Origin of the sequence: Pectinatus sottacetonis, assembly GCF_015732155.1 — a bacterium.
Lineage (GTDB): Bacteria > Bacillota > Negativicutes > Selenomonadales > Selenomonadaceae > Pectinatus > Pectinatus sottacetonis.
Map to the genome: position 1 here is coordinate 1,237,085 of NZ_WIQK01000001.1, position 20,821 is coordinate 1,257,905.

The 20,821-nt window shown below is 33.1% G+C and carries 18 protein-coding genes; 3 read left to right on the forward strand and 15 right to left on the reverse strand.

Annotation, left to right across the window (positions count from 1 at the left end):
• Window positions 1–815: 815 nt before the first annotated feature.
• From I6760_RS05735 to I6760_RS05775, 9 genes are all read right to left on the reverse strand, one after another.
• On the reverse strand, window positions 816–1,025 hold the full coding sequence (locus I6760_RS05735) for a hypothetical protein (RefSeq protein ID WP_196593498.1): 210 nt from the start codon (window positions 1,023–1,025) through the stop codon (window positions 816–818).
• 431 nt (window positions 1,026–1,456) lie between these two features.
• Window positions 1,457–2,098: an outer membrane beta-barrel protein gene (locus tag I6760_RS05740; protein ID WP_196593499.1), complete on the reverse strand. Its 642-nt coding sequence runs from the start codon at window positions 2,096–2,098 to the stop codon at window positions 1,457–1,459.
• 390 nt (window positions 2,099–2,488) lie between these two features.
• Window positions 2,489–3,679, reverse strand: coding sequence for an SAM-dependent methyltransferase (locus I6760_RS05745; protein ID WP_196593500.1), 1,191 nt, complete (start codon window positions 3,677–3,679; stop codon window positions 2,489–2,491).
• Between the two features lie 346 nt (window positions 3,680–4,025).
• On the reverse strand, window positions 4,026–4,721 hold the full coding sequence (locus tag I6760_RS05750; protein ID WP_196593501.1) for a cytochrome c biogenesis CcdA family protein: 696 nt from the start codon (window positions 4,719–4,721) through the stop codon (window positions 4,026–4,028).
• On the reverse strand, window positions 4,714–5,265 hold the full coding sequence (locus I6760_RS05755) for a TlpA family protein disulfide reductase (protein ID WP_196593502.1): 552 nt from the start codon (window positions 5,263–5,265) through the stop codon (window positions 4,714–4,716). The genes I6760_RS05750 and I6760_RS05755 overlap by 8 nt, the downstream gene beginning before the upstream one ends.
• 15 nt (window positions 5,266–5,280) lie before the next feature.
• The gene (locus I6760_RS05760; RefSeq protein ID WP_196593503.1) at window positions 5,281–5,853 is read right to left on the reverse strand and encodes a TetR/AcrR family transcriptional regulator; all 573 of its coding nucleotides are present in this window, start codon (window positions 5,851–5,853) and stop codon (window positions 5,281–5,283) included.
• 264 nt (window positions 5,854–6,117) lie between these two features.
• The gene (locus tag I6760_RS05765) at window positions 6,118–6,606 is read right to left on the reverse strand and encodes a DUF4446 family protein (RefSeq protein WP_196593504.1); all 489 of its coding nucleotides are present in this window, start codon (window positions 6,604–6,606) and stop codon (window positions 6,118–6,120) included.
• A 455-nt stretch (window positions 6,607–7,061) separates the two neighbouring features.
• Window positions 7,062–7,973, reverse strand: a complete 912-nt coding sequence (locus tag I6760_RS05770) for a ParB/RepB/Spo0J family partition protein (protein ID WP_196593505.1) — start codon at window positions 7,971–7,973, stop codon at window positions 7,062–7,064.
• The gene (locus tag I6760_RS05775; RefSeq protein ID WP_196593506.1) at window positions 7,966–8,724 is read right to left on the reverse strand and encodes a ParA family protein; all 759 of its coding nucleotides are present in this window, start codon (window positions 8,722–8,724) and stop codon (window positions 7,966–7,968) included. Before I6760_RS05775 ends, I6760_RS05770 begins: the two co-directional genes overlap by 8 nt.
• A gap of 406 nt (window positions 8,725–9,130) precedes the next feature.
• On the opposite strand from I6760_RS05775, the gene I6760_RS05780 reads away from it, so the two are divergent.
• On the forward strand, window positions 9,131–9,811 hold the full coding sequence (locus I6760_RS05780; protein ID WP_196593507.1) for a vitamin B12 dependent-methionine synthase activation domain-containing protein: 681 nt from the start codon (window positions 9,131–9,133) through the stop codon (window positions 9,809–9,811).
• Between the two features lie 42 nt (window positions 9,812–9,853).
• Window positions 9,854–12,232 (forward strand): homocysteine S-methyltransferase family protein, encoded by a 2,379-nt coding sequence (locus I6760_RS05785; RefSeq protein WP_196593508.1) that lies wholly within the window; start codon window positions 9,854–9,856, stop codon window positions 12,230–12,232.
• Between the two features lie 33 nt (window positions 12,233–12,265).
• On the opposite strand, the gene I6760_RS05790 is transcribed toward I6760_RS05785, so the two are convergent.
• Window positions 12,266–13,228 carry an ATP-dependent 6-phosphofructokinase gene (locus tag I6760_RS05790; RefSeq protein ID WP_196593509.1) on the reverse strand — a complete coding sequence of 321 codons (963 nt, stop codon included), beginning with the start codon at window positions 13,226–13,228 and terminating at the stop codon, window positions 12,266–12,268.
• Window positions 13,229–13,646: 418 nt separating this feature from the next.
• Here I6760_RS05790 and I6760_RS05795 point away from each other — a divergent pair, with 418 nt between their 5' ends.
• Window positions 13,647–14,822 carry a phosphoribosylaminoimidazolecarboxamide formyltransferase gene (locus I6760_RS05795; protein WP_196593510.1) on the forward strand — a complete coding sequence of 392 codons (1,176 nt, stop codon included), beginning with the start codon at window positions 13,647–13,649 and terminating at the stop codon, window positions 14,820–14,822.
• 278 nt (window positions 14,823–15,100) lie between these two features.
• On the opposite strand, the gene I6760_RS05800 is transcribed toward I6760_RS05795, so the two are convergent.
• From I6760_RS05800 to jag, 5 genes are all read right to left on the reverse strand, one after another.
• On the reverse strand, window positions 15,101–15,781 hold the full coding sequence (locus I6760_RS05800; RefSeq protein WP_196593511.1) for a hypothetical protein: 681 nt from the start codon (window positions 15,779–15,781) through the stop codon (window positions 15,101–15,103).
• Between the two features lie 30 nt (window positions 15,782–15,811).
• The gene (gene rsmG, locus I6760_RS05805; protein ID WP_196593512.1) at window positions 15,812–16,528 is read right to left on the reverse strand and encodes a 16S rRNA (guanine(527)-N(7))-methyltransferase RsmG; all 717 of its coding nucleotides are present in this window, start codon (window positions 16,526–16,528) and stop codon (window positions 15,812–15,814) included.
• Window positions 16,515–18,404: a tRNA uridine-5-carboxymethylaminomethyl(34) synthesis enzyme MnmG gene (gene mnmG, locus I6760_RS05810; RefSeq protein WP_196593513.1), complete on the reverse strand. Its 1,890-nt coding sequence runs from the start codon at window positions 18,402–18,404 to the stop codon at window positions 16,515–16,517. The genes rsmG and mnmG overlap by 14 nt, the downstream gene beginning before the upstream one ends.
• A gap of 178 nt (window positions 18,405–18,582) precedes the next feature.
• Window positions 18,583–19,974 carry a tRNA uridine-5-carboxymethylaminomethyl(34) synthesis GTPase MnmE gene (mnmE, locus tag I6760_RS05815; protein ID WP_196593514.1) on the reverse strand — a complete coding sequence of 464 codons (1,392 nt, stop codon included), beginning with the start codon at window positions 19,972–19,974 and terminating at the stop codon, window positions 18,583–18,585.
• Between the two features lie 197 nt (window positions 19,975–20,171).
• A complete protein-coding gene (gene jag / locus I6760_RS05820) occupies window positions 20,172–20,801 on the reverse strand; it encodes an RNA-binding cell elongation regulator Jag/EloR (protein ID WP_196593515.1) in 630 nt (209 codons plus the stop codon).
• Window positions 20,802–20,821 lie beyond the last annotated feature (20 nt).

The window sequence follows — 20,821 nt, forward strand, 5'->3', positions numbered from 1 at the left end:
GAAATAAATTCTAAAAATGCAAAAATATCATCGTAAAGGTTTTTTATTGCAATGATATCTTTGCCTTTTTTTATTTATAAAAATCAATAACAGCCTCGAAAGGAGATGGTTCCATTGTATTAATTGTTTAAACATGGCAGTTTTTCAGTTTATCCACCTATATATTCTGCTTTTTATTTTTCCAGAAGATATAATCCACTTTATCCCATAATATATTATTGCCGCCTCACAATAATATCATGCTATAAATATTTGGCTATTAACCGGAACTCGGAATTCCCCAGAGAATATTTATATCACTATCATTATAACAAGGTATAAAGTTATTATTATTACTAAGAAACTTATTTTGTTGTTATCCATTAATAAACAACTCTAACAGTTAAAAGCCATCCGCTTGATTAATAATATTGTGTCTGCCATGCTAATAGCCAATTAAACTGAAATGATCTTTATTGTATTTATTAATACTATAAAAGCCTATGTTATTAATAAATACTAAAAGAAAAATAATTTATTTAAGAGAACCTCCTTCTCATATAAATAACTCCATCTTTAAATATAGTTCGGAAATAATTACCTTAGGTCCGCCATAAACCTAAGGTAATTATTATTTTAAAAACCAATAATCATAATTTTGGCATCGTAAACATTTTGTAAATATTTTTTGTTTTTTATGAATATTCAAAGAATATAAGTATGCCAAAACACTTAATTTATTTTTTAATTCATATTTATTATACCTCTTTTTCCGATAAACAACAGCCCTATATCATAATTTTTTTATGATATAGGGCTGTTGCTGCAATAAAAATCTATTTTAACTGCATAGCATCATCTAAATTTTTTATTGCGAGCTGAAGCTGATTTTCTAAAAGCTTTAAACGATTTGCAATTTTTATTTCATTTCTCTGCCTGTATATAATTTGATCAGTTTTCACATGCAAAAGTATATCTTCCAGCTCATTTTTTTGTTTTTCTACATTAGAAAATACTTTTAAAATACAAAAGACTCCTTTTACCATCCATAGCTGTAATTTAAGCTGTACATATTCAATTTAAATTCTCAGATACTAAATAAAGATATGACCTATACTTAACCATATCTGATTTATAAATTTAATTTATACTACTTGTATAATATACTAAATAATAATTTTATATCTGTCAATATTTTTCAATAAATACCATACATATTTTTAACTTTATAAAAAAAAGCAGCCATAATAATAGTTAATCTATTATTATGGCTGTAATAATTAAATCAATAAATTTTATTTATAAAGTAACCTATATATGGCAGCAGCCTTATTCTATCTCTTAATCATGATTATTTTTAAACTAAAATATCTTTTGCATGACATGTCTATGGCATAGACCTAAGCAGAATAACTCCAAATATTCCACCACTGTTTCATACTCCAACTATTATTCAGAAATGACTAATTATTGATCGTTAAAATTTAAAAGATAATCCTGCATATAACCCTTTAGCTGTTACATCCATATTAGTATTCTGAACCTGAAAATCATTTACTTTAGTATATTGATAAAGTAAATCTAAATCCACATTTTCGGTAAAGGCATAACCTACACCAGCTTCATAATGCTGCATGTTGTCACCAAAACCGGCAGCTGCCCAGCCTGTCATATTTGGAGCGATTGGAGCTTCATACTGTGCACCGGCTTGGAAAAAACTGCGTGTGGCATCGCCCCAGTTATCATCTAAACCTAAACGTGCATGCATATTACCAGCATATAATGAAACATTTTTATTGAGTTTATATCTCAAGTTATATTCCTGTGTTCTAAAATTTTGATCTCCAAAATCCGATAACTTCAGTCGACTGTCATTATACTTGTACTGTACTGCCAGATTATTGCCAAGACCTACTGTCGCACCGCCAAAAACCCTGTTTTTTACATCAGAGTCAACTTTTTCTCCTGTGTTGCTGTTTTTTACAGACATCGCTGGTGCAACAGCTGTACCTGCATTAATTTCAACTTTTCCCTGATCATAATTCTGCAATGGTGCTGCAAAAGCTGTCGTACTTAAAGAAAGACAGACTGCAACTCCTAGTAACGTTTTTTTTGTCAACAAAAAGGCCCCCAAATTATAATATACTTTTAACATCTTTTTGATATACTCACCATGGCTAAAATCAGGAAAATAGAGAGTGATACCGAATCCTGCCTTACAAAACAAGTTTTATGTGTTCAATAAACGGATAATATCCTATCCGTTTATTGAACATTCAGCTATAGCTACTTACGCAGACCCGCAAGACTCACATTATTTTTCCATGCTAAACTACGGTTTTTTATGTAAATCTATTATAAATTCAATAAATGATAATTTTTTCCTGCCTGAAATAAAAAAATTAAATTATTTGTGACAAAATTTCCCTGCTTATAAAACAGTAGGAGTATGTCCTGAATATATATACTAAAAGCTGCCCTCCTGCAACATTATAAGCAGTTTATATTATTAATCTTCATACATATATTCATCAGTCATTGGTAATTTGTTATTTACACCTTTACTTAAAAGATACTGTACTACATCTATATTGCCCGTTCTAAATGCAGACGCACAGCCGGCAAGATACAGACTCCACATCCGCTTAAATCTTTCATTATACTTTTCCGGTAGTTCATCTTTGCAATTCATAAAATTCTTATGCCATTCATCCAACGTACGTGCATAATGCCGACGCAGACTTTCCATGTGAAGTAAATAAAAATTAAAATCAGGCAGTAAACTTACAGTTTCACGCACCGTTGGGACATAACCTCCGGGGAAAATATATTTCTTTATCCAACCATTAGTCGGTGCTTCCGTAAAGCCCATTATAGAATGGAGTAAAAACAACCCTCCGTCCTTTAACAGTGTATTAACTTTGTGTAGATATAATGGCAAAAATTCTTTGCCTACATGTTCAAACATTCCAATACTGACAATTTTATCAAATTTATATTGTTTTGGATCTAAATCCATATAATTTAATAAATGAACTTTTACTTTATCTTCTAAACCTAATTTTTTTATTCTCGCAGTAACTCCATCATATTGTTCTTCACTTAAAGTAATTCCTACAGCATTAACACCATAAAGCTGTGCCGCTCTTATTATGAGCCAGCCCCATCCACAGCCAATATCAAGCAAAGTTTCATTTTTTCTTAACAATAACTTTTGCAACGAATGATCTATTTTATGTAATTGAGCTTCTTCAAGAGTATCTGTTGGTCGTTTAAAATAAGCACAGGAATATGACATTGTCCTATCAAGCCACTTTCGATAAAAATCGTTGCCAAGATCATAATGACTGTGTATATTTTCTTTTTCTTCTTCTTCCACGCCGGAAAACATTTTTTTCCTCAAACCAGCCAAATCATATTTTTTAATATCTCCAGCCTGGTTTTTGAACATAGTTGCAATAACATCATCCAATGAACCTTCAAAATCTATACTTCCGTCCATATAAGCTTCGCCTAATGTCAATACAATATTTGAACCTATCTGCGTGATATCCTTAAATTCAGGTTCACGGTGAAAAATTATTTTAAAATTAGGATTCTCTTTACCATAATTTTTTTCTTCACCATCCCAAAATCGTACAGTAAACCCGCCTTTATTCCATAGTTTTAATGCAGCTTTCAATGCCGCTTTTTTCAACATAAAAATCGCCTCGCCGATAGATAAAATTCCTTTTTAAAGTAAATTTTACTCACTTTAAAACTTAGACCACTTATTGTTATTCAATTCTATTAAAATAAGCTGGTTTTCAAATAAATAGTATTTTTTTTATAAAAATACTACCGAAAGCAAAACTGTTTTAGTGATAATTATGTGTTAATGTGTAACATCATAATTTATTACTCTAATTCAAGTTTATCACGATTTTTACCTTATTACAAGCATATATAGTCATCATTTTTTTTTGTAATCTATGTAATAAATTTTATAACATAGCTTCTCGTGTTTCCTTGGATAATACATTCAAAATAATACTTATGCTTTACATTTAAAATATTGAAAAAATAATTCCTATTCCCTTTTGAAGCCAGTCCAGCCAAATAAAAGCACCTAAAATTATCATCATATAACCAGCAACTTTTTGTATTATAGGCAGCCATCCATAAAACTTACGCATATGTATCAAGTATTTTTTCAATACCGCTACAAACAAAAAAAATGGTATAGAAAAACCCATAGAATAAACAAATAATAAAAATATACCTGTTTTAACTGTTCCAGTTTGTCCCGCATAAATTAGTATTGCAGCAAGAATCGGTCCAGTACATGGTGTCCAGCCTGCTGTAAAAGCTGTACCTAATAAAAATGCTCCAACAGGTCCTTTAAAAGTCTTTTTTAAAAAAGGTCGATAGTCTCTGCCCAAAAAAGTTGTCTGAAAATGACCTGTCAATATTATTCCCATAATAATAATAATAATTGCCCCTGCTTTTTTTATCTCTTCCTGATAATTAAAAAACCATTGTCCCATCAATGACGCCGTTGCTCCCATAATAATAAAAACCAGCGTAAATCCCGACAAAAAACAAATACTATTTATATATATGTTCCATTTTCTCTCTTCTTGTCCATCAATTGATTGTGCTAATATTAACGAAAAGGTAGGCAGCATTGGTAGAACACAGGGGGAAACAAACGATAACAGCCCAGCAAACAAAGCTGCTGTTACACTAACATTATCAATCATTATTTTTATCTCCTGCGCTATCAATGATTTTTTCTAATTCAACCAAATCAATCTGTCCAGTCCGCCGATACTTTATTATTCCATTTTTATCGATTACGATAGTTGTCGGAATCTGACGAACTTTAAACAATTCTGCCGCTTTTCCATCACTATCCAGTAAAACAGGAAAAACATAATTATTCTGTACCATAAAACTATTTATTTTTGTTTTTGATTCTTGCATGTTAATTGCCAAAAATTGTAATTTATTTTTGTATTTATTATAAAAATCATTTATTTCCGGCATTTCATCACGACATGGGGGACACCAGCTGGCCCAAAAATTCAATACATATACTTTATTATTTTTTGCTGCATTTATTGTTACAGACTTATCTTCTATGTCTTTTAAAGTAATCGCGGGTGCTTTTTTCCCGATAACTACTCCCACAGTAGCTGGTTCTTCAGCTGATTTCCCCGTATAATTTTTATATGCTGCCATATAATTATAGACACTAAAACCTACTAATAGTACCATTACTATAAACCAAATATATTTACGCATTTTTTTCTTCCTTTTTTAAATTTTCATAATCTTCTTCATATTTTGGAATACATCTACCATCATTGCAATATTTCTATTATTTTTTGTTAATAATGTAACTCCCTCAATAACAGATACAATTGTTTGTGCTAATATACGGCTGTCCAAAGTTGTATCTCTGTCTTTTTCTTCTATGTCATCAATAACTAGTTTTACTTCATTTATCCAAAAATCGAATATTGCTGCTAATTTTTTCCTAAAGACTTCACTATGATTACTAAGTTCAATAGATAAATTCCCAAAAATACAACCATATTTTATTTTTTTTGCACTTTTACATTCTATTATATAATCAAGCATGGCCGCAATTTTTTCTTTTGGTAGTTTGTTTGTTTCTAAAATATTTTCTACTATATTTTTTTTCCACTTCGCAAATACATAATCCAATATAACTAAGCCAAGTTCTTCTTTTGACGAAAAATAATAATAAAATTGTCCTTTACTTATTTTAGCAGCTGTTAATATTTCTTCCATTGATGTATCTCTATATCCCTTAAGATGGATCAGCTTTGCTGCCTTTTTTACAATATGCTCACGTTTTTGTATCATTACTATGCTTCCCTTTATATCATTAAACCAACCAGTCGGTTTTTATATTATATATTTTATTTTATTTTTCGTCAATAAAATAAAATGCAATTATTTTGCTCTGCCTCAATACAAAATTTTACTAATCTATTAGAAATTTTACTTACACTACATTATTTTTCCCAAAAACAATATTAGGATAAGCTATAAACCCGCTTATCCTAATATCTAATATAAAAACATTATTTACTTACATTTATTTGCTGGTACAATAAAAATTTTCTTTTATCCTTTTGCCATTGCCCTATTCAAAGCTTCCCTTTCTTCACTAGAAAGTTTATAAGAAGATGTTCCCTTATCAATCGGCTTCATATAAGTCGTAGAATTATTGCGACTGAATATACTGGATAAAACTAAACCGGTATTATTTCTGTCTAAAAGAGCCACTGCATAGCTTAAATCCCCACCAACATCTTCAAATGCAGCAAATCTGACAATTCCTACCCGCTGAATGACATTTTGCAGTATATTATGTATCTGCTTATTATCATCTATAATATCAGCATTCTGATCCATAACCTTATCAACTTTAGAAATATGTTCCAAAAGCATATTTTCTAAAGACTTAGCATTTGATCCTGTCATCATTAATTTATAACGTTTTTTCATATTATTTAGTTTTACTAAAGATATAATAGCAATTATATATACGAATAATAATAAAATAATCATTGCTATAATAATATAAATTATACCACTAGAACTTTCTACCATTTATTGATACTCCCTTATAATAAGTATTAGTCTTTAATATTGTATTTTATTGTTTATAGCTGATCCTATAAAATCATAAGCATATTTACCGATATATAATACATCTACTTGGGATAAGCTTGACTTTAAGATTTTATAACAGCATAACTGCCTTTTACAGAAATCATCTATAAACAATTTACTGCAATTTTACAATATACATAATTGACCAGCTTATGTTTTTCATTATAATCCTAATTATCACACATTCCCACTATTTAACAACCGCGGAAAAGAATCACCATACTTGTTTCTAATACATATAATTTTATAAATTTTTGCTATACCTTCAACCATTACTTAAAGTTAAAGAAGTTATAATCTTCTTTGATTAAAATTCAATAACTTTGCCGCTTACTGCTAATAATGATTAAGCACGCCATATTATACCACATAATTCATTTTGATATCAAAATTTATACAAAAAATTCTTTTTCCATTTTTTGTGTTTTATTGGTAGTTTTTTCCTTTATTAAAGTTTCCACTATACGATCAAGTTCTTGTTCTGAAGTAAATTCAATTTCTATTTTACTTTTTTTCAAACCTTTTTTTATTTTTACTTTTGTCCCCAGCAAAAGTTTTAATTTATCTTCTGCATCATTAATAAAGACATCTTTAGTTTTTTCCGTTTCTTTTTTTCCCATAGTAAAATACTGCGGATTTTGTAATACTTTTTTTACTAAATTTTCTGCATCTCGGGCCGATAACTCATTAGCAATTATATATAATGCCGTTTGCTCTTGCAATTGTATATCATCGATTGAAAGCAGCGGTTTAGCCTGTCCCATGTTTAATACATCATCTACAACATATTTTTTTACCGTTTCACTCAATTTTAACAGCCGCAAAAAATTAGCAATATGGCTACGGCTTTTCCCCACATATTGCGCTACATCACTTTGCGTTAATCCTATTTCTGTTATTAACTTTTGGTAAGCAGCTGCCTCTTCGATTGCATTTAAATCTTCTCTCTGTAGATTTTCTATAAGTGCTATCTGTGCTGTTTCTTTATCATTATAGTCACACACTATAGCTGGTATAGCCTGCATATTTATTCTTTTACAAGCCCGCAAGCGACGCTCACCAGCTATCAACTGATACTTGCCATCTACCATTCTAACTAATACAGGCTGTAATATACCATATTTTTTTATTGATTGCGCTAGCTCATCTATGTTTGTATCATCAAAATTATGCCGCGGCTGAAAAGGATTAGATAAAATATCTACTGTATTTATCTGCTCTATTTTCCCCTTATCAGATTCTGCATCCTTTAATAATGCGCCTAGCCCACGACCTAATGCATTATGTGTGGTTTTTTTAGTCATTTTTATTTATCTCCTCTGCCAAAGATTTATATGCTAATGCTCCTTTTGATAATGAGTCATACTTATTTATCGGGCAGCCGTAGGATGGAGCTTCACTCAAACGTACATTTCGGGGAATCACTGTGGTATATACTTTATGAGGGAAATGCGTCTTTACTTCCTCAGCAACTTGAGCAGATAAATTTGTTCTGGCATCATACATAGTCAGTATTACACCTTCCAGTACCAGTTTTTCATTAAGATTTTCCTTAACTAATTTAATCGTATTCAGTATCTGAGTCATCCCTTCCAGTGCATAATATTCACACTGTAATGGTAAAATAACAGAATCTGCTGCTGTAAGCGCATTGATTGTCAGCAATCCCAATGAAGGGGGACAATCAATTAAAATATAATCATATTCATTTTTTACCTTATCCAAAGCCTTTTTTAATTTTGTTTCACGTGAAAACATAGAAACCAGTTCCACTTCTGCTCCTGCCAAATCAATCATCGCCGGTAAAAGTTCTATGCCTGATTCTGTTTTTATTAAAATATTCCTTATATTTTGTCCTCGTAATAACAAATCATATAATGATTTCTTTATATGCGTTTTATCTATACCACAACCACTTGTAGCATTTCCCTGTGGATCAGCATCTACAAGCATTACTTTTTTTTTTAAATCGACAAGTGCTGCACTTAAATTTATTGCTGTTGTTGTTTTACCTACTCCACCCTTTTGATTAGCAAGCGCAATTATCTTTGTCACAAAAACACCTTCTTTTTATTATTTATTATTGATTTTTCCACAAAATTACTTATTTTCCTGCACTATATCATAAATAAATGTCTAGATAAAACTAATAGCTATTACCATTAACATATATTTTATGATAAAATATATGTTAATTTTATATAAATAATTTTCATTATACTGGTTAATATAAATTACAAAATCTATTCCATTGTGTTTATTTTCTATTCTAAAAAGATCCAATAAAATACCCTATTCTTTACTTTGCATTCTAAGAAATTGAAAAACATTCATATAAATAACATCTTATCTTATATATTGAAAACTTCAAAGCAAAGACAAAATTTTTCTATATATTTTATCCGTATGCGTGATATTTTGTCAGCAGCTCAATCTTATAAATTTTTACGAGGTGTCAAATATGCCTATATACAATGCTCCATTAAAAAAAGTTGATCAAAAGGAAACACGACGCTATGCCGGACTGGCAATAGCTGATTTTGATGAAAATTTCATCATAGATGCCTGTGATGAAATTGTATATTCCGCGACACCACGTGGTATATGGAATATGTATAATTATGATAATATTCATGGTATTGTTTTAGCTGATAAGGACTTCCAAATAACAGGCAGTAAAATATTAAATCATCTCAGTCATTGCCAAAAAGTAATCATCATGGCCGTTACTATTGGTGAAGTCATAGAAAAATCAATAGAAATGGCTTTTAATAATGGTACTTATTCACATGGTTTGTTACTTGATGCCGCAGCTACTACTGCAGTAGAACAAATTGCCGATGCCCTTGAAAAAAATATAGACCCTAAAGCAAATGCACTAGGATACAAACGTATTTGGCGTTTTAGTCCCGGATATGGCGATTGGAGTATAACATGTCAACCCCAAATACTCAAGTTAGCCAATGCTGAAAAAATAGGCATACACTGTACTTCATCTATGATGCTCACGCCAAGAAAATCCGTAACAGCCATAATTGGCCTTGTTCCTCAGACAGACCCTTTTTCTCCTGAAAAGCCCTCTTGCCAAAATTGTTCACAAAAAAACTGTCCCTCACGAAAAGTTACAAATAAAAATTTTTAAATTCAATGCATGTTTCACGTGCAACAAAAAGAAGGTATTATTATGATACATATATTCGATGGTGCCATGGGCACAATATTACAAGAACGAGGCATCTTAAAATCAGGCATATGTCCCGAATTATTAAATATCAAACATCCAGCAGATATAATCAATGTGCATAAAGCTTATATAAACGCAGGCTCTACAATTATAGAAACAAATACTTTTGGAGCCAGCCGTATAAAATTAGCCCATTTCGGACTTGAGGGCAGTACACGGGAAATAAACATGGCTGGTGTAAAAAATGCCAGAGTTGCTGCCTGCAATAATGCTAAAGTAGCTGGATCAATGGGCCCTACTGGCAAATTTATTGAACCTTTAGGTGACCTTACTTTCGATGAGGCTTATGATATATATTTAGAACAAGCTTCTGCTCTTGCCGAAGCTGGTGCTGACTATATTTTAATTGAAACTTGCATTGATCTACAGGAAATGCGTACTGCATTACTAGCTGCAAAAAAAGCTGCTCCAAATATTCCTGTTATCTGCCAAATGTCTTATTCCGAAGATGGCAGAACAGTAACCGGGACAGATGCCCAAACTGCTGCTATTACTCTTGAAGCAATGGGCGCTGACATAATTGGGGCTAATTGTTCCACAGGTCCAGAACAACTGCTGCCAATAGTTAAAATTCTTGCTAAAAATTGTGCCTGTCCCATCAGTATCCAACCAAATGCAGGTATGCCGCACTTAATAAATGGCAAAACAATATTCCCTATGAGTCCTATTGCTATGGCCAAATGGGCTCCCAAACTGATAAGTGCCGGAGCATCCTTTATCGGCGGCTGCTGCGGCACTACTCCCAATCATATTGCAGAAATAAAAAAAGCTTTATATAATTCACCCGATCCTATACGGATAAAACCTACTAGTTCTTTAGCACTCACCAGCCGCACTAAAACTGTATTTATCGGCATTGATATGCCAACCAGGCTAATCGGTGAAAGAATAAATCCTACCGGCAGAAAAAAATTAGCGGCAGAAATAAAAAACGGTTCTTTTATATCAGTAAAAAAAGAAGCGGTAGAACAAACAAATGCTGGTGCAGATATTCTTGATGTAAACATGGGTGTTGGCGGCATTGATCAACCTGCTGCTATGGAAAAAGCAATAAAAGAAATCTCACAAATAGTTTCTACACCCTTATCTATAGACACAAGTGATCCCCAAAGTTTAGAAGCAGGATTAAAAGCCTACCCAGGACGAGCTTTGATCAATTCTGTTTCTGCCGAACCTGACAGATTAAAATATTTTATCCCCTTAGCAAAAAAATATGGAGCAGCTATTCTCTGCCTTCCCTTATCAGATAAGGGATTGCCAAAAACTGCTGGTGACAGAATAACCATCCTAAAAAAAATCATTACCCATGCTAAAGAAGCTGGTTTGAAAGATAATGATTTTATTTTAGATAGCCTTGTAATGACAATAGCTGCAGATAAGACAGCAGGATGCGAAGTCTTAGAGGCACTTAATCTATATCGCCATGAATTCGGTTATCCCTCAACTATGGGACTTTCCAATATTTCCTTTGGTCTTCCCAATAGACCCCTTGTAAATAGTACTTTTTTTGCCATGTGCTTGGCCGCTGGACTTGATGCCCCTATAATGAATCCTTACGATACATCTATGCAAAATACATTATCTGCCGCTGCAGCTCTAATTGCTAAAGATCCTAATGGCCAGAAATACAGTTTAACAGCATCTAAACAGCAATCAACTATTGTCAAAGAAAAAAATATTCCTAAAAATATTTTAACGGCAATAAAAAATGCCATAATAAACGGTGAAAAAGAAAATGTTGCCAATATGGTCGAACAAGCATTAAAAGAAGGCCATTCTTCCAATGAGCTAACAGAAAAAGCCCTTTCTGCAGCTATGAATGATGTGGGAAAAGATTTTGGAGCAAAAAAAATTTTTCTGCCTCAAGTCATGCTTTCTGCTGAAGCCATGCGTGAAGCATTTTTAAAAATAAAAGAAATCATTCCCGCCCAGGAAATTGCCAATAATGGAACTGTTGTTATTGCTACAGTAAAAGGCGATATCCATGATTTAGGTAAAAATATTGTTGCAGCTTTATTAGAAAATAATGGCTTTAAATTAATTGATCTAGGTAAAGATGTGGCTAACGAAGCTATTGTTCGTGCTGCTATTGAAAATGATGCCGATATAGTAGGCCTCTGTTCCTTAATGACCACTACCATGACTCAGATAGATTCTGTAATTTCTTCCTTAAAAAAAGCTGGTTCTAAGGCTCATGTTATTGTAGGTGGTGCTGTTTTAACGCAGGAATATGCTGATAATGCTGGTGCTGATGCATATGCGGAAGACGGTGTAATAGCTGTTAAATTAGCCAAAAATTTAGTACAAAATAAGCTATGAAAACAATGTCTTCATAGCTTATTTATCATTTTTTTACACTAAAATTTTAGCAATTCTCATATACTCTTTATCTAATTCTTTTTTATTATTAACAGCATCATTTAAATCAATCGAAACCAGATCATTTTTATTATAACCCAAAACTATATTATATAATCCTGATATTAATGCCAAAGCTGCCTTTTCTCCTAACTGACTGGCTTTTACTCGATCTTCAACAGTAGGTGCACCGCCGCGTAATATAAGATCCAATACAGATATCCTTGTATCCAGTTTAGTTTTTTCTGAAATAGTTTTTCCTATATTCATTATATTATCATAACCATCTCCGACAACTATTAGGCTGTAGGTTTTTCCCTCAGCATGTCTTTTCTTTAAATCTTCTACTAATTGATTCAAATCAGTTGCTACTTCAGGTACTAATATAAATTCCGCACCGCCGGCAATACCTGATACTAATGGCAGCCAACCACATTTTTTCCCTGCCACTTCTACGACAATTACTCGGCGATGCGAAGAGGCAGTATCCCGCAGTTTATTAAGGGCCTCTACTATTGTATTTGCCGCCGTATCACTGCCTATGGTATAGTCTGTTCCCCAAATATCATTTTCTATTGTTGCCGGAATACCTACTATTGGGAAATCATACTCATCCCCAAAAACCTTAGCACCCTTCATTGTTCCATCACCGCCAATTACAACAATACCTTCTATCTCATGGCGTTTAAGATTATTATAAGCTTGTTTACGACCTTTTTCAGTTTCAAATTCTGGACAAAAACTTGTTCCTAAAAAAGTCCCTCCGCATTGTATAACATCACTTACTGAAACCGAATTCAACTGATATATTTGATCATTTACCAATCCAGAAAAACCATCTTTGACACCCCAGACAGAAGCTTTTTCAAATAAAGCAGTTCGTGTTACCGCCCTTATAGCAGCATTCATTCCCGGACTATCTGTTCCACTAGTTAAAACAGCAATACTTTTTACCATCACGTATTCCCCCTCTATAAAGAGTCATATTATCATTAATATTATACCACTTTAAAACATCCGTGCCTAAAATAAAGCATACTTTCTTTACCATGAAATAAATATGCTGCCAAACCTGACCAGTCCATAATCTAATCCAAACTATAGCAAACTACCTTACTTGACAAAACAGCATTTAAAATGATAAAGTGATTTTATCTAAAATATGTGTTATATCATTAAAATATTTAATACATATTTTAATGATTATTTTTAATTTACCATAGGTTTACTTATTACTTCAATTCTTTTGATCAATTATATTTTTTTATTAAGAACTAATATTATTCAATGCTTTATCAGCTCCAAACAACTCACATCATCCAAAAAACATTGGATGGTTTTTTTACTATTATTGATAACAAAGGAGAACCTAATTATGAATTCAATGGAACTAAAATATGGCTGCAATCCCAATCAAAAACCAGCCAGAGTTTTTATGAAAGAAAATACAAACCTTCCCTTCACTGTATTAAATGGCCGCCCTGGATATATTAACCTTCTTGATGCTTTTAACAGCTGGCAGTTAGTACAAGAATTAAAAGAAGCAACAGGACTTCCTGCGGCCGCTTCTTTTAAACATGTAAGTCCTGCTGGTGCAGCCGTAGGACTTCCCCTATCCGACATACTAAAAAAAGTTTACTTTGTCGAAGGTATAGAATTAACTCCGTTATCTAGTGCTTACATCCGCGCTCGCGGTGCTGATAGAATGTCATCTTACGGTGATTTTGCTGCATTGTCTGACGAGTGCGATGAAGCAACAGCATCTTTTTTAGCTAGAGAAGTATCTGATGGAATAATTGCTCCCTCTTATTCAGAAAAAGCACTTGAAATATTAAAAACTAAACGTAAAGGTAATTATCTGATAATACAAATGGATAAAAATTACCTACCGCCTGAATTAGAACACAAAGAAGTATTTGGCATAAAATTCGAACAAAAACGCAATAACGTAAAAATTGATACTTCTATTTTAGAAAACATCCCTACTAAAAACAAAAATATTACCGAAAGCGCTAAACGTGACCTTGTCATCGCTTTAATAACATTAAAATATACACAGTCAAACTCTGTTTGTTATACTAAAGACGGGCAAGCAATTGGTATAGGAGCCGGGCAGCAATCTCGCGTCCACTGTACTCGTCTTGCTGGCAATAAAGCTGACACATGGCATCTAAGACAGCACCCTAAAGTTCTTAATCTTCCCTTTAAAGAAAATATTCGCCGCCCAGACAGAGATAATGCTATTGATGTATATATTTCTGATGAATATATGGATTTACTTGGTGCAGATGACTGGCAGCGCGTATTTACAGAAAAACCACCTATATTATCTAAAAAAGAAAAGCAAGACTGGCTAACCAAAATATCTAATGTATCACTTGGCTCTGATGCATTTTTCCCATTTGGTGATAATATTGAACGTGCACATAAAAGCGGTGTAGCTTATATTGCACAGAGTGGTGGTTCAATTCGCGATGATAATGTCATTGACACTTGTGATAAATATAATATAAGCATGGCAATGACCGGTATACGTTTATTTCATCATTAAAAAAGAAGAATTATCCACAATTTTTATAAATAATTTGTGGATAATTCTTCTTTTTTATTTTTTTTTACTTTACAAAGCTTGACAAATAAGGTTTTATTGCTAAATTTTATCTTAATCACTTCCTGTGGATAACTTTATCTATTTATTAACAGTTTATTAACAGAAAACAAAGTATATACTTATGTTATCCACATTATCCCCACATTTTTCTGTTGATAATGTGGATAACATACAAGAAGACTGCTGCAAAATATGCAGCAGTCTTCTTGTATGTTACATTATAAACTTATATTTAACACACGATCCAAAAAATCACTAGCTTCTCTATCAATACCTTTATTTTTAACAGGAATTTTCACTAAACTACCTTTTGTTAACATTACACCATTATAAATAGTTTCCTCAACACTTCCAGGAACAACATCTTCCCAATTTTTAACCGAATAATTATTTTGCTTAATATCATTTGCAGGATACCCTGTTACCTCCAATTCACACAAAAACTGCACTTGTCTTGTTACAGGTCTTATATAATAATGATCTAATAAATACGTAGAATCAGTCGTTATTTTCGAATAGGTATTAGAGGGTTCATCTTTTTTATTTGCATCTACTAACCGTATCCAAACATCCATTATCTGTCTATCAGTGTTCGGTTCAAGAATCCAGCGAGCTGACTTACGGTCAAGATAATAATAAAATTTATCATCCTTAGCAATAAGAACAAACCTTTTATTATTGTTTTCTTCTGCATTTTCCACTTTTTTAAACACAGCTTCGTCTTTTTTATCAACACTGCTATTTTTTTTACTACTAACTGCATCTTTAGTCTGATCTTGTTTAACTAATGAAGTAAACGCAGTATTCTGCCCAACATTTTCAACAGTTGCTGCCATGCTAGGCTCCATACTAAATGAAAAAAGACTAGCTATTAATATTACCAGAAAAATTTTTTTCATACAAAATCCCCCGTTTCCTTTAATATTTCATTATAACGGATTCCGCTCAGGTGTTCCTGCTTTGCGCGGATAAAGTGCTGGTGTTACATTTATTTTATTTATATATATTATTGCCCTTACATCTTCAATACCTGGTAATGACACTGATTTCACCTTATATATTTTTCCTCCCAGAACATTTAATGCATTTTTTGCTTCTTCTATTTCTTCTTTATATACCTTTCCTTTTAAAGCAGCAAAAAAACCTCCTTGTTTAACGAATGGCAAAGCATATTCACACAATATAGGCATTCTTGCTACTGCCCGTGAAAGAGATATATCATATTTTTCCCGATATTTTTTTTGCCTAGCTATTTCTTCCGCTCTTCCATGAATAAACTCTATATCAGTAAATCCTATTGCTTCAACCGCATTTTGTAAAAATTTTATTCTTTTATTAAGCGAATCCAGCAATGTCAATTTAATATGGGGATATTTTATTTTTAAAGGAATCCCCGGAAAACCTGCCCCGGTCCCAATATCTATTATTTTGCTATCTGTTTTTATAATCTCATCATCACAAACACTCAATGAATCAATCATATGCTTTACAGCTACATCTACAGGAGCAGTTATTGCTGTAAGATTCATCTTTTTATTCCACTCTATTAAGACATTATAATATATATTAAACTTTTCCAACTGATCATTATTTAATTCTAGATCGAATTCCTCAGCTTTTTCCTGCATGCATTTAAAAAATTCCATTGCTTTTTTCCCTTCGCATATATTGTTCCAAATATATCAAAAGTATTGAAATATCTGCTGGTGAAACTCCTGATATCCTGGCAGCCTGACCTAATGATATCGGTTTTATTTTTTTCAATTTTTCCCTGGCTTCATCACGCAGATTAGATACATTATTATAATTTAAACTGACAGGAATTTTTTTGTTTTCTAACTTTTCCATTCGGTCAACTTGTTCCTGCTGTTTTACTATATATCCTTCATAAGAAGCATTTATTTCTATTTGTTTTTTTACTTCATCCTTTACAATCGGCAATTCAAAGGCCTTTTGCAGCTTTTCATAATCAATATTACGTCTTTTTAATAAATCATATAAAGTAAAACTCGTCCGTATTTTCGGCAGACCATTTTTTTCTAACACCGCATTCGTTTCTTTGTTAGGATTTATTTTTATATTCTTTAATAACTCGGTAATTTCCTCTATCCTATTCTTCTTTTGCAGAAAACGTTCATATCTTGCATCACTAACTAAACCGATTCTGCGTCCCTTTTCTGTAAGACGCATATCAGCATTATCCTGGCGCAATATCAGTCTGTATTCTGCCCGTGATGTCATCATACGATAAGGTTCATTCGTCCCCTTCGTTACCAAGTCATCAATAAGTACACCAATATAAGCCTCTGATCTTTTTAATATAAGCGGGTCTTTTTTTTGTACTTTTAAGGCAGCATTTATTCCGGCAATAAGCCCTTGCGCAGCTGCTTCTTCATATCCTGAAGTTCCATTCGATTGCCCGGCGGAAAAAAAGCCTTCAATATTCTTATGTTCCAAGGAAGGTTGTAATTGTAACGGATCCAAACAATCGTATTCTATCGCATAACCAGGCCGCATTATCTTTACATTCTCCAACCCTGGTATAGTTTTCAAAAATTCAAACTGAACATCTATAGGCATGCTCGTTGACATTCCCTGCACATACATTTCATTGGTATTAAGACCTTCTGGTTCGATAAATAATTGATGTTTATCCTTATCAGGAAACCGCATTATCTTTGTTTCAATAGAAGGGCAGTATCTGGGTCCTACCCCTTCAATTATACCATTAGCCATAGGTGCCCGGTTTATATTGTCACGTAGTATTTTATGTGTTTTTTCATTAGTATACGTCAGCCAGCAAGGAACCTGTTCACGAGTAACCTCATCACTCATAAAAGAAAAATTACGGGATTCATTATCTCCCGGCTGAACTTTCATTTTGGTAAAATCCAGGGATCTCTTATCAACACGCGCTGGTGTTCCCGTTTTAAATCTCATTAAAGTAATACCTATATCCTTTAGTGATGTGGACAAAGCCATTGCAGCTCTTTGACCTATCGGTCCGCCATCATAGGTCTTTTCACCAATTATTATCCGTCCTCGCAGATATGTACCAGAAGCAAGAACTATACATGAACAAGTATATATTTCGCCAGTTTCAATCTGTATTCCTGTAACCTTATTATTTTGTGTTAATATTCGTTCAACAAGCAGCTGCTTTACATCCAAATTCTTTTGATTTTCACATGTTTCCTTCATTGTAAACTGGTAATTCTTTTTATCTGCCTGAGCCCGTAAAGCTTGAACAGCTGGTCCCTTACTGGTATTCAACATTCTAAATTGTATACAGGTCTTATCCGCATTTATGCCCATTTCTCCACCAAGAGCATCAACTTCTCGCACCAAATGCCCTTTAGCTGGTCCTCCCACAGATGGATTGCATGGCATCAATGCTATATTATCCATATTTAAAGTAGTAAGCAATGTCCTGCAGCCAATACGGGATGAAGCCAATCCTGCTTCTACTCCTGCGTGACCTGCACCTATAACAATAACATCATAATTTCCGGCAATAAACACTTTTGTTCCTCCAAATTATTAATCTCCCAGAGATTTTTTTGACATGCGCACCACTTACAAAATTTTTGTGGCAACTTCTCGGAAATACAGCAGCAAGAGCTATCATTATTACCAAGCACTGCAGATAAACCCTTATTCTGCGCCTATAAAAAATCACTATATTATATCTTTAATTTAATCACTTACCTATACAAAAATGACTAAATATCTCGTCTATTATATCTTCACTAACAGTATCGCCAATTATATCCCCCAATTGCTCCCATGCTGAACGCAGATCTATAACAATAAGATCCTCTGGGAGCTCATCATCTAAACCTTTCACTGCATCCTTCAAATGTTGATCTGCCTTTTTCAATGCCGTAATCTGTCTTATATCATTAACATACTCACTGGCATGGCTGCCATTATTTCCCGCATAAACGGTATTTTTTATATCTTTTACCAGTTCAGCTAAACCCTTTTCGTTAATCGTTGATATATGGATAACTTTATTATCAGGACAAATTGCCTTTATATCACTTTCATCCCATAGCTGTGTTAAATCATTTTTATTTATGAGAATAAATGCTCTTTTACCTTTTATAAGGTGCAGTATTTCTCTATCGTCATCATCTATGGGTCTTGCTCCATCAAATATTGCTAATATTAAATCCGCATTTTCAATATATGACCGTGATTTATTCACACCTATTTTTTCTACTTTATCATTAGTTTGTCTTATGCCTGCTGTATCAACTATACGTAGTGGTACTCCGCCGATGTCGATATATTCTTCTATACTATCTCTTGTGGTTCCTGGAACATCCGTCACAATTGCTCTATCTGAATGCAAAAACACATTCAACAAACTTGACTTACCTACATTAGGTTTCCCTATTATTGCTGTAACAAGACCATCACGTAAAATCTTTCCTGTACGGGCAGTAGAGAGCATCTTTTTTATTCTTTCCTGCAGTTCATGGATTTTTTCCATAATCTGAATATTATCAATTGCATCTATTTCCTCTTCGGGAAAATCTATATTAGCTTCATAATGTGCTATGATTTCCAGCAAGGGGTCTCTTATCTGAGCTATATGAGAAGAAAATTGACCCGATAAATGACCGGCGGCTACTCTTAAAGATGCATCTGTCTTTGATTTTATTACATCCATGACAGCCTGCGCCTGTGCTAAGTCAATGCGCCCATTCAAAAAAGCTCGTTTTGTAAATTCACCTGGCTCGGCAAGTCTTGCCCCCTTATCTATTAAAAGGCACAATATCCTTTTTAACGGCATCATACCGCCGTGACATTGAATTTCTACTACATTTTCCTTAGTATATGAATGAGGACCCCGCATCAGTAAGCATAAGGCTTCATCAATAATTTCATCTTTATTTATATCGATTATTTTTCCATAGACCGCACGATATGACCGACGTTCAGACAATGTTCTTCCATTACCCGCCTTAAAAATTTGGTCAACAAGTTCTACAGATTTCACTCCGCTGACACGAATAATACCTATTCCGCCTTCTCCCGGGGGAGTTGCTATCGCTGCAATAGTATCATCAATTTCTTTAAACAATTTTTCCTCCTTAATAAAATAATAAAACTGTTTTATATTATAACATTTTGTTAAAAAAGCTGTCCCATTTTTGGACAGCTTTTTGTAAACTTTATACTATTATTAAAATCATAGGCACAGCCATAAAATTATAATTTGTTATTAATTAGCAACTTAACAATTATAATTCCTGTCATACAGTCAATAAAATAACAAGCTTACCTTTTATTATCTATAACAATTCTGCGATAAGGTTCCTCTCCATCACTGTAAGTCATTATATCTGACTCATCCTGTAGAGCCATGTGAATTATTTTACGTTCATGCCGATTCATCGGCTCAAGAACTACTTTTTTCTTATGTGAACGCACTTTATCAGCAATACGCCATGCCAAATGTTTGAGTGTATCTTCCCTGCGACTACGATAATTCTCAACATCTAGAACAATATGTTTTCTATCTTCATCCAGCCCTTTATTAGCAACTAGATTAGTAAGATACTGAAGTGCATCAAGCGTCTGCCCATGTTTTCCGATCATAATTCCCATATTATCACCGCTTAATTCAAATAAACAGCCAAAATCTATTTCCCGACGGTTTATATCCACGTCCATCTGTATGGCAGTAAATATTTTATTTAAAAATTCATTAGCCTTATCTTCCGGTGAAAGTTCTTTTACAGTAGCCCTTATCTTAGCTACCCTATTACCAATAATTCCCAAAAAACCTTTAGACGGTTCTTCTAATACTTCAAACAATACTCTATTTTCCGGCAAATTCAGCTCTTTAAGCGCATTTTGTTTTGCTTCATCTATATCCCTTCCAGATACTTCGATAACTTTTGCCATATTTTCGAGAAGCCTCCTTT

Bases quoted from the DNA above. Each gene is read 5' to 3' on its own strand.
- I6760_RS05750 (WP_196593501.1), bottom strand. From the start codon at position 4,721: ATGATTGATAATGTTAGTGTAACAGCAGCTTTGTTTGCTGGGCTGTTA.
- I6760_RS05800 (WP_196593511.1), bottom strand. From the start codon at position 15,781: ATGAAAAAAATTTTTCTGGTAATATTAATAGCTAGTCTTTTTTCATTT.
- I6760_RS05755 (WP_196593502.1), bottom strand. From the start codon at position 5,265: ATGCGTAAATATATTTGGTTTATAGTAATGGTACTATTAGTAGGTTTT.
- jag (WP_196593515.1), bottom strand. From the start codon at position 20,801: ATGGCAAAAGTTATCGAAGTATCTGGAAGGGATATAGATGAAGCAAAA.
- I6760_RS05770 (WP_196593505.1), bottom strand. From the start codon at position 7,973: ATGACTAAAAAAACCACACATAATGCATTAGGTCGTGGGCTAGGCGCA.
- I6760_RS05780 (WP_196593507.1), top strand. From the start codon at position 9,131: ATGCCTATATACAATGCTCCATTAAAAAAAGTTGATCAAAAGGAAACA.
- I6760_RS05765 (WP_196593504.1), bottom strand. From the start codon at position 6,606: ATGGTAGAAAGTTCTAGTGGTATAATTTATATTATTATAGCAATGATT.
- I6760_RS05785 (WP_196593508.1), top strand. From the start codon at position 9,854: ATGATACATATATTCGATGGTGCCATGGGCACAATATTACAAGAACGA.
- rsmG (WP_196593512.1), bottom strand. From the start codon at position 16,528: ATGGAATTTTTTAAATGCATGCAGGAAAAAGCTGAGGAATTCGATCTA.
- I6760_RS05735 (WP_196593498.1), bottom strand. From the start codon at position 1,025: ATGGTAAAAGGAGTCTTTTGTATTTTAAAAGTATTTTCTAATGTAGAA.
- I6760_RS05760 (WP_196593503.1), bottom strand. From the start codon at position 5,853: ATGATACAAAAACGTGAGCATATTGTAAAAAAGGCAGCAAAGCTGATC.
- I6760_RS05790 (WP_196593509.1), bottom strand. From the start codon at position 13,228: ATGGTAAAAAGTATTGCTGTTTTAACTAGTGGAACAGATAGTCCGGGA.
- I6760_RS05745 (WP_196593500.1), bottom strand. From the start codon at position 3,679: ATGTTGAAAAAAGCGGCATTGAAAGCTGCATTAAAACTATGGAATAAA.
- I6760_RS05795 (WP_196593510.1), top strand. From the start codon at position 13,647: ATGAATTCAATGGAACTAAAATATGGCTGCAATCCCAATCAAAAACCA.